This window comes from Mangrovicoccus algicola (assembly GCF_014903745.1).
GTDB classification, from domain to species: Bacteria; Pseudomonadota; Alphaproteobacteria; order Rhodobacterales; family Rhodobacteraceae; genus Mangrovicoccus; species Mangrovicoccus algicola.
The window spans coordinates 38,613-53,954 of the sequence record NZ_JACVXA010000011.1 but is presented as its reverse complement, the minus strand read 5'-3'; the positions used below and the strand labels follow the sequence as shown (position 1 = coordinate 53,954).

Here is a 15,342-nt window from a genome sequence, read left to right as displayed (position 1 = left end):
TGTCCGGACGAGATTAAACGCCGGTTCGGCCCGCCCATGTTGCGCAATTGCCGCATCGGCGGCCATTCGCCCGGCACAGGTCAATTTCGGCGAGTTTTCGCCGAGATGTCCCCCCAGATATCTCCTGCCCGGCCTGCGACCTATCTAGATGTTGCTGCCCTGCCCGTCTGCCGCTATGCCTCCCCCCCGAGGTTCACAGGCATGTCAAGTCGCGGAAGACGGACCAGCAGGGGAGTGTGTGGATGAAGTCGCTAAGTTTCGAGGCCGCCCCGAGGGAGCGGACCGGTCCCTTTGCGGAGAAGCGCATTTTCCTGAAATCCGGCGCCGGCACCCGTTTCGTGCGGCTGAAGACCCGCGACCAGGTCCTGGCCTGGGCCGGGGGCGTGATGCTGGTGGGCTGGACCGTGACGGCGACGGCGCTGGTCACCGTGCAGTTCATGCAGGGCGGCGCCGCGCGCGAACAGGCCGAGGCGGACCGCGCGGTCTACGAGACCCGCATCAATGCGCTGGCCTCGGAACGCGACCGCCGCCACATGGAGGCGCTGGCCGCGCAGGAGCAGTTCGCGACGCTTCTCGACCAGCTCTCCGGGCTTCAGACCCGCATCTTCGATGCCGAGCTGGCGCAGAAGGAAAAGACCGACGAGGCCGACATGCTGCGCACGCAGCTGCGCGCCGCCCAGGGCGAGCTCGACTCGGCCTCGCAGCGGCTGGCAGCGCTGGAACAGGGCGAGGCCTCGGATGCCGCGGACAATGCCGCGCTGGCGCTGATGACCGATGCGCTCGGCGACATGGCCGAGGAGCGTCAGGCTCTGGCCGACCAACTGGCACGGAACGAAGCCGAGCTGGCCGACCTGAACCTGACCCTGCGTCTCGAGAACGAGAAGAACGACCGCATCTTCTCCAAGCTCGAGGACGCGGTGGCCGTCTCGATGGAGCCGCTGGACCAGATGTTCGCGCGGCTGGGGCTCAATCCCGACAGCCTGATCGAAACCATGCGCAACCGCCAGGACGGCCAGGGCGGCCCCCTGACCCCGATCGCCCTGTCGACCAGCGGCGAGGCCGCGCCCGAGACCCGGCGCGCCAACAACATCCTGACCCACATGCAGACGCTGAACCTGTACTCGATGGCGATGGATGCGCTGCCCGTGGCCGAGCCGCTGGAGACCAAGTATCGCGTGACCTCGCCCTTCGGCTATCGGCGCGATCCGATCCGCGGCGGGGGCCGCATGCATGAGGGCGTCGATTTCGCCGCCGCCTACGGCACGCCGATCCACGCCACCGCCGACGGGGTGGTGACGCATGCGGGCTGGATGTCGGGCTATGGCCGGCTGGTCACGATCCGGCACGAATATGGAATCGAGACGCGCTATGGCCACATGTCGAAGCTTGGCGTGAAGGTCGGGCAGAAAGTCTCGAAAGGTGATGTCGTCGGTGCTATGGGTAATTCGGGCCGCTCCACCGGCACGCACCTGCACTATGAGGTCCGTGTGGGGGGCAAGCCGACCAACCCCATGACCTATATGACGGCAGCGCGCGATGTTTCAGAAAAATAAGCTCACCGATCCGGTATCCAAGCCTGCAGCCGAGGCCGAGAAGCCCCCGGCGGAACCGCGCAGCCCCGTGGCGGCGCCCGGTCCGGCCGCAGCACCGAAGGCGCCCGCCTCGGTGCTGTCCTCCGACCTGACGGTCATCGGCAATGTCCGCACCCAGGGCGACATCACCGTGCAGGGCAAGGTCGAGGGCGACATCCGCGCCCAGCTTCTGACCGTCGGCGAAGGCGCCGTGGTCTCCGGCGAGATCGTCGCCGATGACGTGGTGGTCAATGGCCGGGTGATCGGCCGGGTGCGCGGGCTGAAGGTCCGGCTGACCTCCACCGCCCGTGTCGAGGGCGACATCATCCACAAGACCATCGCGATCGAGGCCGGGGCCCATTTCGAGGGTTCGGTGCAGCGCAACGAAAACCCGCTTGCCGAGGCCAAGGAGGCGCTGCCGCCGCCCGCCTCGCGCCAGGCCGCGGAAGGCCCTGCGCCCGGCCAGGGCTGACCCGTCCAGGGCCTTCGGTACCGTCTTTCAGGGCGCATGGTTCCCCATGCGCCCTTTTCGCTGGCGCGGCGGTCCCGGGCCGGACAGGGCCGGAAACGCAAAGGGGCCGGCGCCCCGCGGCCCGGCCCCGATGCTGCGGCGATCCGCCGGATCAGAGGATCTTCTGCCCGGTCTTCTCGATATCGGCGAGGAAGGCGGCCAGCCCCTTGTCGGTCAGCGGATGGCTGGCCAGCGCCTTGATGACGCCCGGCGGGGCGGTGATCACGTCGGCCCCGATGCGCGCGCTTTCGGCGACATGGTTGGCCGAGCGGATCGAGGCGGCGAGGATCTGGGTCTCGAAGCCGTAATTGTCGTAGACCTCGCGGATATCGGCGATCAGCTCCATCCCGTCGAGGTTGATGTCATCCAGCCGCCCGATGAAGGGCGAGATGAAGGTCGCCCCCGCCTTGGCCGCCAGAAGCGCCTGGTTGACCGAGAAGCACAGCGTGACATTGACCATCTTGCCCTCGCCCGAGAGCACCTTGCACGCCTTCAGCCCGTCCCAGGTCAGCGGCACCTTGACGGTGATGTTGGGCGCGATCTCGGCCAGCTTGCGGCCCTCGGCGATCATCTGCTCCGCGTCGACCGAAACCACCTCGGCGGAAACCGGGCCTTCGACCAGGGCACAGATCTCTTTCGTCACCTCGAGGATGTCGCGCCCCGATTTCATGATCAGCGACGGGTTGGTGGTCACGCCGTCGACCATGCCCAGGTCGTTCAGTTCGGCGATCGCGTCGATATCGGCGGAATCGACAAAGAATTTCATGGCTCTCTCCTTTGGCCTCCCCAGAGGGTCGCATTCCTGTTACCGCAAACAGCCGCGCCGGGGGAGTCCCTGCGCTGATAGGCCGCCCGCGCCCGCGGCAAAAGCCGGCGCTCAGCCGCAGGCCAGCCGCCGGTCCATCCAGGCAAGGGCCAGCTGCGGCCAGTCCGCATGGCTGCCGGAACGGTCGCGCAGGGCGAATCCGTGCGGGGCCCGTCCGAAGACATGCGCATCCGCATCCAGACCCTCGGCGGCGGCGGTCTCCAGCAGGCGCGTCAGATGCTGCACCGGCACCGAACGGTCGCCGAGCGCATAGGCCAGGAACAGCGGCACCCGCGGCACGCCATGGGGATGCGCCGCCAGGCCCACCGGCCAGGCATCGTAGAAATCCTGCTTTTCCGCCGGGGGGTAATCCGGCTTGCCGGGCGGGAACTTGTGGTCGCGGTGATTGGCGTTCAGCGGCGCATAGCCGATCAGCGCCCCCGCCGCCTGCGGCGCGTGGCAGGCCAGCACCCCCGCCAGGTGCCCGCCCGAGGACAGCCCCAGGATGAACAGCGGCAGCGGCTCCAGCGCGTCGAGATGCGCCAGCGCGGCAAGCCCGTCCTGCAGCGCGACATCGGCGGGCCAGGTGCCGCCCGCGCCATCCGGCTGCCCGGGCAGCCGGTGCAGCAGCAGATGCGGCTCCAGCCCCGCGCGGGCCAGCCAGCGGGCCACCTCCATGCCTTCCTTGTCGTACATCAGCCGGGCATAGCCGCCCCCGGCCAGGATCAGCACCCGGCCCCGGGGCGCCGTCACCGCCAGGGCATGCAATTCGGGCCGTGCAACACGCAGCACCTGCCGGTCGGGCCATTCCCCCTCCATCGCGGGGGCGGGCCCGTCGCCCAGCAGGGTCACGGCGGGATCGGGCGGCAGGTCGGACATGGGATCACTCGCTTTCGGGGTCGTCAAAGCGCCAGCCTAGACGCAGCGGGCGCCGCCGTTAAGGGTTCGGCGATTCCCAAGGGTGAGAAAATGCGCTAGCCTCGGCACAACAACAACGCCCGAGGCAGCAGAGCAGATGACACAGACCGACACGGCGACGGCGGTAAAGCCGGATGTGCGCGACCAGATCCTGACAAACCCCTCCGCCGTGCTGGAGGATACCGAATTGATGGCGGCGCTGATCGCGGCCGATGACGGGTTGCGCGGCGGCAATGTCATCGACCTGCGCGGCCTGGCCATCGCCCGGCTGGAGGACCGGCTGGCGCGGCTGGAGACCACCCATCAGACGGTGATCTCGGCCGCCTATGACAATGTCTCCACCACGTCCCAGGTGCATCGCGCGATCCTCGCCATGATCGCCCCGCTGCAGCTGGAGGCCTTCCTCGACTGCCTGGGCAGCGACGTCGCCGACATCCTGCGCGCCGCCTCGATCCGCATCCTGGTGGAGGGCCGCATGCCGATGGAGCACCCCGTGCTGGTGCCGGTGGGGACCGGCGACATCACCCGCTATATCGACAGCTGGCGGTCCGGCCGTCCGGTGCCCGTGGCGCTGCGCCGCGTGCCCGAGAAGATGCCGCGCCTGCATGACGAAAGCCGCGGCCCGGTTGCCAGCGAGGCGCTGTTCCGGCTGGAGCTGGGCGATACCGCGCCGCCGGCGCTTCTGGCGATCGGCTCCGCCGATGCCGACCAGTACCTGCCCGGCCATGCCACCGACCTGCTGACCCTGTTCGGGCGCTGCTGCGAACGGACGCTGCGCGGGCTGATCGGATGATCGGCCTGCCCCCCGCCACGCGGGACCTGCTGGAACGCTGGCTGACATCGCTGAAGGCGCTGGACGATGCATCCGACGCCACCATCCTGGCCTATGGCGCCGATCTGCGCGACTATCTGGGCTTCATGGCAGGCTATCTGGAAGGCGGCGCCGCCCCCGCAAGGCTGCGCGAGGTCGACCTCACGGCGATGCGCGCCTGGCTGGCCCACGAAACCGGCAAGGGGCTGGCCGCCCGGTCGCGGGCGCGGGCGCTGTCGGCGGTCAAGAGCTTCTACAACTGGTGGTCCGAGCGCGAGGGATTCGATGCGACCGCGGTGCTGTCCACCCGTTCGCCGCGCTATACCCGCAAGCTGCCGCGCCCGCTGACCGAGGATGCCGCCCGCGCGGTCCTGCAGACGGTGGAGCTGCAGGCGCGCGACCCCTGGGTGGCGGCGCGGGACGTTGCGGTGGTGACGCTGCTTTACGGCTGCGGTCTGCGGATCTCCGAGGCGCTGGGACTGGATGCGGGACAGGCCCCCCTGGCCGACAGCCTGCGCATCATCGGCAAGGGCGGCAAGGAACGCGTGGTGCCCGTGCTGCCCGTGGCCCGCGAAGCGGTGGAACGCTATCGCCGCCTGTGTCCCTTCGACCTCTCGCCCGGCGGGCCGCTGTTCCGCGGCGCGCGCGGCGGCGAGCTGGGCCAGAGCGCCATCCAGAAGGTGATCCGCGCCACCCGCCTGCAGCTGGGCCTGCCCGCCACCGCCACGCCGCATGCGCTGCGCCACAGTTTCGCCAGCCACCTGCTAAACCGCGGCGGCGATCTGCGCACCATCCAGGAGCTTCTGGGACATGCCAACCTCTCGACCACCGAGGCCTATACCGCGCTGGACGCGGCGCGGCTGATGGATGTCTATCACGGGGCGCATCCGCGCGGGTGACGCGCCCGGCAAGGCGGCGCGGTGCCTTGCGAAAACCCGCTTGACGCCCCTCTCCGGGGCGGATATCCGGAGCCTCGCAAGCGGGTGTAGCTCAATGGTAGAGCAGCAGCTTCCCAAGCTGACGACGAGGGTTCGATTCCCTTCACCCGCTCCAGCATTCCCCTGAATTCCTCCGGACCGGACCAGGATGCGTCGATCCCGCCGCTGTCGGCGCGGCCGCCTCCGGTGCCGCGGGGTCGGCGGAGGCCCCCTGCGCCCCCCCAGTCCGCGCCATGGGCCGATCCATGCCCGGCGACCGGTCAGTCGAAGAGATTGCCCTGATCCGCGGGGCGCGGCGCGATCAGGCCGAGGTGATCCCAGGCGGCGCGGGCCAGCATCCGGCCGCGCGGCGTGCGCTGGATCATGCCCTGCTGCAGCAGGAAGGGCTCGATCACCTCTTCCAGCGCATCGCGGCTCTCGCTCAGGGCGGCGGCAATCGTGTCGATGCCCACCGGACCGCCTCCATAGGCCTCCGCCAGCAGCAGCAGATAGCGCCGGTCCGCGGTGTCGAGACCCAGATTGTCGACGCCCAGCCGGGTGAGCGCGCCATCCGCCAGCGCGCGCGTGATCCGTCCGTCCCCCTCGACCAGGGCGAAATCGACCACCCGGCGCAGCAGCCGCCCGGCGATCCGCGGCGTGCCACGGGCGCGGCGCGCGATCTCCACCGCGCCGTCGGGATCGCAGGGCACGCCCAGCAGGCGCGCGCCCCGGCTGACGATCAGCGTCAGTTCCTCCACCGTGTAGAATTGCAGCCGCACCGGAATCCCGAACCGGTCGCGCAACGGCGTGGTCAGAAGTCCCAGCCGCGTGGTGGCGCCGATCAGGGTGAAGGGCTGAAGCTCGATCCGCACGGTGCGCGCGGCCGGGCCCTCGCCGATCACCAAGTCCAGCTCGAAATCCTCCATCGCGGGGTACAGCACCTCCTCCACGGCCGGGTTCAGCCGGTGGATCTCGTCGATGAAAAGGACGTCGCGCGCCTCCAGATTGGTCAGGATCGCGGCCAGATCGCCCGCCTTGGCAAGGACCGGCCCCGAGGTCATGCGGAACCCCACGCCCAGCTCGTTCGCCACGATCTGCGCCAGCGTCGTCTTGCCCAGGCCGGGCGGGCCGTGGAACAGCGTGTGGTCCATCGCCTCCGCGCGCTGGCGGGCGGACTGGATGAAGACCGCCAGGTTGGCCCGCGCCTCCGCCTGGCCGATGAAGGCCTCCAGCTGCCGCGGCCGCAGGGCGCGGTCGCGATCCTCCGGCGTCTCCTCCGGCGTCATCTGAAGCGGATCGCTCATGAGTGCCATCCCTCCCGGGCGTCGTCCGCCATGCTCATCCGTTCGGCATCAGCGACTTGAGCCCGGCGCGGATCAGCTGGGCGGTATCGGCCTCGGGGGCATCCTGCGCGGCGCGGGCAACGGCGGTCGCCGCCTCGGTCATGGAATATCCCAGATTGACCAGCGCCGAGATCGCATCCGCCTGGCGGTTGTCCGCCACGGGTTCGGGCAAGGGCTCCGGCGCCTCGATCAATTCGACCGGCGGCGCCGCGCCCCGCGGGACCGGGCGCGCCATGGCGGGCGCGGCGGCGATGGGGGTGGACATGGCCAGCACATTCGCGGCCTTGTCCTTCAGCTCCATGACGATCCGCTGCGCGAGTTTCGGGCCGACCCCCTGGGCCTGCCGCACCGCATTGGCATCCCCCAGCGTGATCGCCCGTCCGGTCCCGTCCGGACCCAGCGCGGAAAGGATCGCCAGCGCCGCCTTGGCCCCCACGCCCTGCACCGTGCACAGCAGACGGTACCATTCCTTCTCGGCCAGGGTGCGGAACCCGAAAAGCTGCAGCAGGTCCTCGCGCACCAGCATGTCGGTATAGAGCGAGACCATCTCGCCCGGGGCGGGCAGGCCGGCCAGCGTCCGTTCGGCGCAATAGACCAGGTAGCCCACGCCCTGCACATCGATCATGACATGGTCGGTCGCGCGGTAGACCAGCTGTCCCGAAAGGCGGCCGATCATCCCCTTGCCCTCAGGATCGCGGCGTTCAGCCTGTGGCTGGCCTGGTTGTGGCGCAGGTGGCACAGCGCGATGGCCAGCGCATCGGTCGCGTCGGCATTGGCCAGCGTCACCCCCGGGAACTGGAGACGGATCATGTGTTCCACCTGATGTTTCTCGGCATGTCCCACGCCCACCACCGCCTTCTTGACCGCATTCGGAGCATACTCGCCGATCTCCAGCCCGGCCAGAGCCGGAACAAGCATCGCGATGCCGCGCGCCTGGCCCAGTTTCAGCGTGCCGGCCGCATCCTTGTTGACGAAGGTCTGCTCCACCGCCGCCCCGTCGGGGGCAAAGCGCGCGACCACCTCGCTGAGCGCGTGGAACAGCCGCGCCAGCCGCTCCGCCAGCGCCCCCTGCCCCGAAAGCAGCACGCCGTTGCCGATATGGCGCAGGCGCGAGCCCTCGGACTCGATCACGCCCCAACCGAGCCGCTGCAGGCCCGGGTCTATGCCGATGATGCGCATGGCCTGCCCGCCCTGCCCGTGTTGTTGTCATTCGCTTTTGCCCGTGGCTAGCACGAAAAGCGAACATCCGGCAAATGCTTTCGCAGGCCTGTCGCGGGGGCAAGGTCGCAATCGCCTGCCGCGCAGGGCCGGGCAACGCTGGAGGCGGCTGGCTTAACAGGTACTTGCTGCAACTGCGAAGACATGCGCCCGGCGCAAGGGGGACTTGCTCTCCTGTCGGTTGTGGCCGCGATCGGCGGGGCCTATCTGCTGTTGCGAACGGCATCGAAGCCGTCCTGACACATCCGCCCGATCCGAGAAGAGGACAACCGACATGGCCGCCATCACCACCAACACCCTGCCCCGCACCGCCGGCCACGGCCCCGCCGCCCTCATCGACCGCGCCCGCGCCGCCTGGACCCGCTGGCGCGAAGCCGAGACCGCGCGCGCCGAGCTTTACGCGCTGGACGACCGGGAACTGGCCGATCTGGGGATCTCGCGCTACGACATCCGCCACATGGATTTCTCCAAGCCCTGATCCGGCCCGGACGCGGCACCGCCGCGCAAAATCAAAAGCCCCGGTCCTGCGACCGGGGCTTTGTCGTTTCCGCGGGCCGCGCGGAGCCGGATCAGGCGGCGCGGATCATCGTCAGTGTCGACCAGTCGCCCAGCACCAGGTGATCGTCCAGCGCAAAGCCCTCCGCCTCGTAGGCGGCACGCACTTCCCCGGCCTGGTCGTTGAGCAGCCCCGACAGGATGATCGCGCCCGCCGGCGCGACGGCGCGGCCCATGTCCGGGGCCAGATCGATCAGCGGTCCCTTCAGGATATTCGCGAAGATCAGCCGGAAATGCCCCGCCAGGTCGGGATGGTCGAAGCCGGTCGCCTCGATCGCGTGGATCCGGCCTTCCAGCCCGTTGGCCGCGGCATTGGCCAGCGCCACCTCGACCGCGACGGGATCGATATCGCTGGCCACCGGCACGATGTCCCAGACCTTTGCCGCCGCCATCGCCAGAACCGCCGTGCCGCAGCCGATATCGGCCACCGGGCCCGTGGCGAACCCCTGGTTCAGCAGCCGGTCGAAGGCGGTCAGGCAGCCCTGGGTGGTGCCGTGATGGCCGGTGCCGAAGGCCATCGCCGCCTCGATCAGCAGAGACACCTTGTCATCGGGCAGGCTGTCGGCATCATGGCTGCCATACAGCCAAAACCGCCCGGCCTCGACCGGGGCCAGTTCGCGGCGGACCTTGGCGACCCAGTCGGTTTCCGGCAGTTCCGAGACCGTGAAGGATTTCGCCCCATGCGCCGCCGCCAGCAGCGCCAGCGCCACCTCGTCGGGGGCCTCGGTGAAATAGCCGCCGATTTCCCACAGGCCCGATCCGTCCTCCATCTCGAAGGCGCCGACGCCGTAGGGCTCGGGCTCGATCTCCTCGAGGCGCTCGGCAAGCGCCTCCGCCTTGTCGCGATCGGCAAGCGTGGTCAGGGCGGTCCAGGTGGGCATGGGGTCCTCGGGGGTGAAGGGAACAGGCCCCGGCCCTAGGCCAGCGCCGTCATCTGGTCAAGCCTGTCCAGGACGGTCCCGACAAGTTCCGTCACGGGCCAGCTGCTGTCCAGCAGAAGCACCGGACAGGCCAGCGCGCGCGCCCAGTCGCCATCGACCTGCAGGTTGCGCCCGGGGCGGTCGCCCGCCTCGTAGCGGTCGGCCCAGCACAGGAAGGCGGTGCAGCGCTGGCAGAAGGGCTGCCCCCAGCCGCGCCCGCAGGCACAGCGCAGCGCCTCGCGCCGTTCCAGCCGGGCGCGCCGGATCTCGGGTTCCAGCGACAGGTGGATCCCGACCGTCACTCGCGGCGCGAGGGGCAGTCCCCAGCGCTCCAGCGATCCCGACAGCACCCAGTCGCTGCGCGGCACGAAGACCGCCTGCATCAGCGCCAGGCGCTCCGCCTCGGGGCGGCGCTCGCAGAAGGGCGGATCGGTCGGCATCCAGTAGAAATCGTCGCTGTCGAAATGCTGGGAGGCCAGCGCCCCGGCCAGCGCCCGCCCCAGGGTGGAGGTGCCCGATCCGGAAGCGCCGAAAATGTGGATCCGGCAGCCGCTGCGTTTCTTAGACCAGGTCTCGTGCCGCATGGCCGCCCCCTGCGAGTCCATTGGGATCGAAAGACTGGCACATGAATAGGCCATGACGGATCGCGCTGCCAAGCGCGACCATGCGGATGCGGCGAAATCCCCGCCGCACTGCCGCAATTCTGGGCGGGTGCAGGCGGCGCGGGTGCCCCGGCACCCCAGGTCGCGCGCAAGCCGCCCCTGCAGGCCTCATTCAGCCCGTGCCGCGCCGCCACGGATGGAAAAAGCCCCCGCTTGCGCGGGGGCGAGTATCGCTGTCCAGGTTCGATCTTCTTCTGCTCGATCGTGGTTGTCTGCCTGCGACCCGGGAGCGGCCGGAGGCGGCGGTGCCGCCACCGGAAAGGAAATGGGATCAGCTGCAGCCCGACGTTCCGCCGCAGGTGTTGCATTTCAGGCAGGTGCCGTTGCGCACCAGCGTGTAGTTGCCGCATTCGCCGCAGGGATCGCCCTCGAATCCCTGGAGGCGCGCCTGCGTTCGGGCCTGGGCCCGGACCTCCGTCGCGGCCGGGGCGCGGCTGCGGGGCGGGTCGAGCACCGCATCGAAGCCCAACCCCCCGCCGACCAGGTCCGCGGGCACGCGGTTCCTGAGGTACCCCGAGGAACTGATCTGGCGCAGCACCTCCAGCGACCGCGAGCCCGCGCCGGGCGCCGCGGGTCCCGGCAGGCTCTCTCCGACGCCGCCGCCCAGCGTGTCGAAGCTGGTGCCCTGCGGCTCGACATGCGCCAGGTCGGTGCGGTCGAGATAGCTGACCGCCAGTTCGCGGAAGATGTAGTCGAGGATCGAGGTCGCCGACTTGATCGAGTCGTTGCCCTGCACCATCCCCGCGGGCTCGAACCGGGTGAAGGTGAAGGCCTCGACAAATTCCTCCAGCGGCACGCCGTATTGCAGCCCCACCGAGACGGCGATGGCGAAGTTGTTCATCATGGCGCGGAACCCCGCGCCCTCCTTGTGCATGTCGATGAAGATCTCGCCCAGCGACCCGTCGCGATATTCGCCGGTGCGCAGATAGACCTTGTGCCCGCCGATGATCGCCTTCTGGGTATAGCCCTTGCGCCGCTCCGGCAGCCTTTCGCGCGCGGCGCGCACCTCCTTGACGACGATGCGTTCGACGATCTTCTCGGCAAGCAGCTGCGCCTTCTGCGGCGGCGTGCCGATCTCCATCGTCTCGGCCGCCTCATCGTCCTCGCCGATCAGCGCCGCCGCCAGCGGCTGGCTCAGCTTCGAGCCGTCGCGATAGAGCGCATTGGCCTTAACCCCCAGCCGCCAGCTCAGGTCATAGGCCTCCTGGCAGGCGGCGATGGTGGCATCTCCCGGCATGTTGACCGTCTTGGAAATCGCCCCCGAGACAAAGCTCTGCGCCGCCGCCATCATGGTGATGTGGCTCTCGACCGACAGGCACCGCCGCCCGCGTCGGCCGCAGGGGCTGGCACAGTCGAAGACGGCCAGGTGTTCCGGCTTCAGATGCGGCGCGCCCTCCAGCGTCATGGTTCCGACCACATGGTCATTGGCCGCCTCGACCTGGCGCGCGGAAAAGCCCAGATGCGCCAGCATGTCGAAGGTCGGATCGGCCATCAGCGTCTCGGGAATGCCCAGCACGCCGGTGCAGAAATCCTTGCCCAGCACCCATTGATTGAAGACGAAGCGGATATCGAAGGCGGTGGCCAGGGCCGCCTCGACCTTGGCGATTTCCTGCGGGCCGAAGCCATGGCCGATCAGGGCGGTGTGATCGATTTCCGGCGCCGTGGCCAGGGTGCCGTGCCCGACGGCATGGGCGGTTATCTCCGCGATCTGGTCCGCCGCATAGCCCAGCCTCTCCAGCGCACCGGGCACCGCGCGGTTGATGATCTTGAAATAGCCGCCACCCGCCAGCTTCTTGTATTTCACCAGCGCGAAATCGGGTTCGATCCCGGTCGTGTCGCAATCCATCACCAGCCCGATCGTCCCGGTCGGGGCGATGACGGTGGCCTGGGCATTGCGGAACCCGTGGGCCTGCCCCAGCCGCAGCGCCTCCGCCCAGGCGGCCTGCGCCAGGCGGGGCAGTTCGGAATCGGGACAGGCGGCGCGGTCCAGCGGCACCGGTGCCACCGACAGCCCCTCGTATCCCCCGGCCTGCCCCTCGGCGGCGCGCGCATGGTTGCCGATCACCCGCAGCATGTGGCGGGCATTGCGCTGGTACCCCGCAAAGGCGCCCAGCTCGGCGGCCATCTCGGCCGAGGTCGCATAGGCGGTGCCGGTCATGATCGCGGTGATCGCCGCGCAGAGCGCCCGCCCTTCGGCGGAATCATAGCCATGGCCGAGGCTCATCAGCAGCCCGCCGATATTGGCATATCCCAGGCCCAGCGTGCGGAATTCCCAGGATCGCCGCGCGATCGCCTCGGATGGGAACTGCGCCATGGCCACGCTGATCTCCAGCGTCAGGGTCCAAAGCCGCACCGCCTGCATGAAATCCCGCGCCCGGAACTGCCCGTCGCCGAGAAAGGCGACCAGGTTCAGCGAGGCGAGGTTGCAGGCCGTGTCGTCGAGGAACATGTATTCCGAACACGGGTTGGAGGCGCGGATCGGGCCATCCTCGGGGCAGGTATGCCAGGCATTGATCGTGTCGTGGAACTGCAGCCCCGGATCGGCGCAGGCCCAGGCGGCATGACCGATCTGCTCCCACAGGTCGCGCGCCTTGAGGACCTTGGCCACCTTGCCGTCCGTGCGCCGCAGCAGCGCCCAGTCGCCATCCTCGCGGACCGCCTCCAGGAAAGCATCCGTCACCCGCACCGTGTTGTTGGAATTCTGACCCGAGACCGTGCCATAGGCCTCGCTGTCCCAGTCGGTGTCATAGCTGGGAAACTCGATCGAGCTGTAGCCCTGCCGCGCGTACTGGAGCACGCGGTTGACATAGGTTTCCGGGATCATGGCCTTCCTGGCCTTGCGGATCGCCGTCTTCAGGGCGTCGTTCCTCGCCGGGTCGGTGGCATCCTCGATGCTGCCGTCCCATCGGGCAATCCCGGCGAAGATCTGGTTGAGATGCATCTCGTGCATCTTCGAGCCTGCCACCAGGCTCGCCACCTTTTGCTCTTCCTTCACCTTCCAGTTGATGAAGTCCTCGATATCCGGGTGATCCGCGTCGCAGATCACCATCTTGGCCGCGCGCCGGGTCGTGCCGCCCGACTTGATCGCGCCCGCTGCCCGATCGCCGATCCTCAGGAAACCCATCAGACCGGAGCTCTTGCCGCCGCCGGAGAGGGCTTCGCCCTCGGCCCGGAGGCTTGAAAAGTTCGTGCCGGTGCCCGAGCCGTATTTGAACAGCCGCGCCTCGCGGACCCAGAGGTCCATGATGCCGCCCGCATTCACCAGGTCGTCGCTGACCGACTGGATGAAGCAGGCATGGGGCTGGGGATGCTCGTAGGCCGATGCCGACTGGACCATCTCGCCGGTGAAGGGGTCGACATAGAAATGTCCCTGCGAAGGTCCGTCGATCCCGTAGGCCCAGTGCAGCCCCGTATTGAACCATTGCGGGCTGTTGGGCGCCGCCATCTGGCGGGCCAGCATCAGCCGCATCTCGTCGAAATAGGCGCGGGCATCCGCCTCGGCCGTGAAATAGCCGCCCTTCCAGCCCCAGTAGGTCCAGGCCCCGGCAAGCCGGTCGAAGACCTGCCGCGCAGAGGTCTCGCCGCCGAAGCGGGCCTCCTCGGGCAAACCCTCCAGCGCCTCGCGATCCGGCTCGGCGCGCCACAGCCAGTCCGGCACGCCTTTCTCGGGCACCTTCCTCAGCCGCGCCGCCACGCCCGCGCGGCGGAAATATTTCTGTGCAAGGACGTCCGAGGCCACCTGGCTCCAGCCTGCGGGCACCTCCACCCCGTCAAGGCGGAACACTGCCTGCCCGTCGGGATTGCGGATCTCGGAAGAGACCCGCTTGAAATCGAGCCCGGCATAGGCATCCGCGTCGTCGGTGGTGAAGGTGCGCTCTATCTTCATGCGGGCCTCTGCGGATCGCTGCCGGTTCTGCGCAGCCCGAAGGAAGGGGCTGCCGCCTTTCGCCTGGGACGGGGATGCGCAAGACGGCTCGGTGGCCTGGCAGGGCCACAAGATATAGCTGCCGAAATGTCCCCCGATCGGCGATGACACCAGATGTTGCGGTCAGCCATCGCCTGACCTCAACTAAACGTGTCCTCCCCCATCACGTCAACGAAGAAATCACTACAGCTGGTGGTTTTAGTCGTTGACACCCCAACAAATGGTTCGGATAGGCCACCTATCCCCCGGGTAAACGGGATATATCCTGACGTATATTGATTTACTTTAATCATTCAAAACCCGTGCATTCACCCGGGGTCAGGCCTAGATCAACCTTCAGACACACACAGAATCGTTCACGGGGGAGACGCCTGATGTCACCTTCTTGCCGCGCAATTTCGCGCGCCCTTTTGGTATGCTTCGGCCTCGGACTGGCCGGATTTCCGGGCATTTCGATGGCCGGAACGGTTCCCTATTACAACGACTTCCTCGGCGAGACCTGCGTTCGCGAGGCGGATCTCGAATCCGCATGGCGCGAAGGCTTCAAGGGAACGCGCCCGCCGCCGGTCTGCATCGAACGCCCTTGCGACGCCGCGCTGAGCCGCGAGTCCTATGCCCGCAACATCCTGGGCCGGGCCGCGACCGACCAGGAATGGTCCGGCTACCAGGACCGCCGGACCGAGATCTGCAGCTCGGACAGCCCCGACGAATATGCCGGGCTGGAACCCGTGCAGGCGCCGCTGACCCCCGAAGTCACCCGCAGGGTTTCCGACGGCTTCGTCGATCTCTTCCCCGGCATCTCCGTGACGTCGGTCGCTGCCACGACCCCCGGCTACGGGTCGCGCCAAGTTGATCGCCCCGACGGCGACCGCGACCGGTCCGACCCGTTCGAGGTCTACACGCCCGGCGGGCGCCTGCCCGGCGGCGGCAGCTCCTCGGGCGGCTCCGGCGGCATCAGCGACCGGACCATCATCGATGGCGGGACCGGAGGCGGCGGTGGCGGCGGCTCGGACTCCCCGCCCCCGCCGGTCGCCCCCGTTCCGGTGCCCCCGACCGCCCTTGCCATGGCCTCTGCCCTGGCCATGACCGCGCTGCTGCGCCGCCGTCGCCGGGGCTGACGGACCGAAGCCCGCCCCCGCGCCGCGGGGACGGGCGGCAGCCAGCGGGACCGGGACGCCTCTTTCCG

The 15,342-nt window shown here is 68.9% G+C and carries 14 protein-coding genes and 1 tRNA gene; 7 read left to right on the top strand and 8 right to left on the bottom strand.

Features of this window, described 5'->3' with window-relative positions:
* Positions 1–242 precede the first annotated feature (242 nt).
* A complete protein-coding gene (locus ICN82_RS05695; protein WP_193180616.1) occupies positions 243–1,553 on the top strand; it encodes a DUF5930 domain-containing protein in 1,311 nt (436 codons plus the stop codon).
* A complete protein-coding gene (locus ICN82_RS05690) occupies positions 1,537–2,043 on the top strand; it encodes a bactofilin family protein (RefSeq protein ID WP_193180615.1) in 507 nt (168 codons plus the stop codon). The genes ICN82_RS05695 and ICN82_RS05690 overlap by 17 nt, the downstream gene beginning before the upstream one ends.
* Positions 2,044–2,194: 151 nt before the next feature.
* On the opposite strand, the gene fsa is transcribed toward ICN82_RS05690, so the two are convergent.
* On the bottom strand, positions 2,195–2,848 hold the full coding sequence (gene fsa, locus ICN82_RS05685) for a fructose-6-phosphate aldolase (protein ID WP_193180613.1): 654 nt from the start codon (positions 2,846–2,848) through the stop codon (positions 2,195–2,197).
* Between the two features lie 111 nt (positions 2,849–2,959).
* The gene (locus tag ICN82_RS05680; RefSeq protein ID WP_226898304.1) at positions 2,960–3,766 is read right to left on the bottom strand and encodes an alpha/beta hydrolase family protein; all 807 of its coding nucleotides are present in this window, start codon (positions 3,764–3,766) and stop codon (positions 2,960–2,962) included.
* A gap of 136 nt (positions 3,767–3,902) precedes the next feature.
* On the opposite strand from ICN82_RS05680, the gene ICN82_RS05675 reads away from it, so the two are divergent.
* The 3 genes from ICN82_RS05675 to ICN82_RS05665 all read left to right on the top strand — a co-directional run bounded on the left by ICN82_RS05675 (position 3,903) and on the right by ICN82_RS05665 (position 5,669).
* The gene (locus tag ICN82_RS05675) at positions 3,903–4,598 is read left to right on the top strand and encodes a DUF484 family protein (protein ID WP_193180611.1); all 696 of its coding nucleotides are present in this window, start codon (positions 3,903–3,905) and stop codon (positions 4,596–4,598) included.
* A complete protein-coding gene (locus ICN82_RS05670; protein ID WP_193180609.1) occupies positions 4,595–5,515 on the top strand; it encodes a tyrosine recombinase XerC in 921 nt (306 codons plus the stop codon). Before ICN82_RS05675 ends, ICN82_RS05670 begins: the two co-directional genes overlap by 4 nt.
* A gap of 80 nt (positions 5,516–5,595) precedes the next feature.
* Positions 5,596–5,669 (top strand) — tRNA-Gly (locus ICN82_RS05665).
* A gap of 145 nt (positions 5,670–5,814) precedes the next feature.
* On the opposite strand, the gene ruvB is transcribed toward ICN82_RS05665, so the two are convergent.
* From ruvB to ruvC, 3 genes are read right to left on the bottom strand one after another with little or no spacing between them, the layout of a single operon-like run.
* Positions 5,815–6,837 carry a Holliday junction branch migration DNA helicase RuvB gene (gene ruvB / locus ICN82_RS05660; protein WP_193180607.1) on the bottom strand — a complete coding sequence of 341 codons (1,023 nt, stop codon included), beginning with the start codon at positions 6,835–6,837 and terminating at the stop codon, positions 5,815–5,817.
* Between the two features lie 34 nt (positions 6,838–6,871).
* A complete protein-coding gene (gene ruvA, locus ICN82_RS05655) occupies positions 6,872–7,552 on the bottom strand; it encodes a Holliday junction branch migration protein RuvA (RefSeq protein ID WP_193180605.1) in 681 nt (226 codons plus the stop codon).
* Positions 7,549–8,055 carry a crossover junction endodeoxyribonuclease RuvC gene (gene ruvC, locus ICN82_RS05650; protein ID WP_193180603.1) on the bottom strand — a complete coding sequence of 169 codons (507 nt, stop codon included), beginning with the start codon at positions 8,053–8,055 and terminating at the stop codon, positions 7,549–7,551. The genes ruvA and ruvC overlap by 4 nt, the downstream gene beginning before the upstream one ends.
* 313 nt (positions 8,056–8,368) lie before the next feature.
* Between ruvC and ICN82_RS05645 the strand changes: the two genes are divergently transcribed.
* Positions 8,369–8,572 (top strand): DUF1127 domain-containing protein, encoded by a 204-nt coding sequence (locus ICN82_RS05645; protein WP_193180602.1) that lies wholly within the window; start codon positions 8,369–8,371, stop codon positions 8,570–8,572.
* 91 nt (positions 8,573–8,663) lie between these two features.
* On the opposite strand, the gene ICN82_RS05640 is transcribed toward ICN82_RS05645, so the two are convergent.
* The 3 genes from ICN82_RS05640 to ICN82_RS05630 form a co-directional block, all read right to left on the bottom strand.
* Positions 8,664–9,530, bottom strand: coding sequence for a 50S ribosomal protein L11 methyltransferase (locus tag ICN82_RS05640; RefSeq protein ID WP_193180601.1), 867 nt, complete (start codon positions 9,528–9,530; stop codon positions 8,664–8,666).
* A 35-nt stretch (positions 9,531–9,565) separates the two neighbouring features.
* Positions 9,566–10,153: a P-loop NTPase family protein gene (locus ICN82_RS05635; protein WP_193180600.1), complete on the bottom strand. Its 588-nt coding sequence runs from the start codon at positions 10,151–10,153 to the stop codon at positions 9,566–9,568.
* 349 nt (positions 10,154–10,502) lie between these two features.
* Entirely contained in the window at positions 10,503–14,117 is a 3,615-nt protein-coding gene (locus ICN82_RS05630) for a vitamin B12-dependent ribonucleotide reductase (protein WP_193180599.1), read from the bottom strand.
* A 494-nt stretch (positions 14,118–14,611) separates the two neighbouring features.
* Here ICN82_RS05630 and ICN82_RS05625 point away from each other — a divergent pair, with 494 nt between their 5' ends.
* A complete protein-coding gene (locus tag ICN82_RS05625) occupies positions 14,612–15,274 on the top strand; it encodes a hypothetical protein (RefSeq protein WP_193180598.1) in 663 nt (220 codons plus the stop codon).
* Positions 15,275–15,342 lie beyond the last annotated feature (68 nt).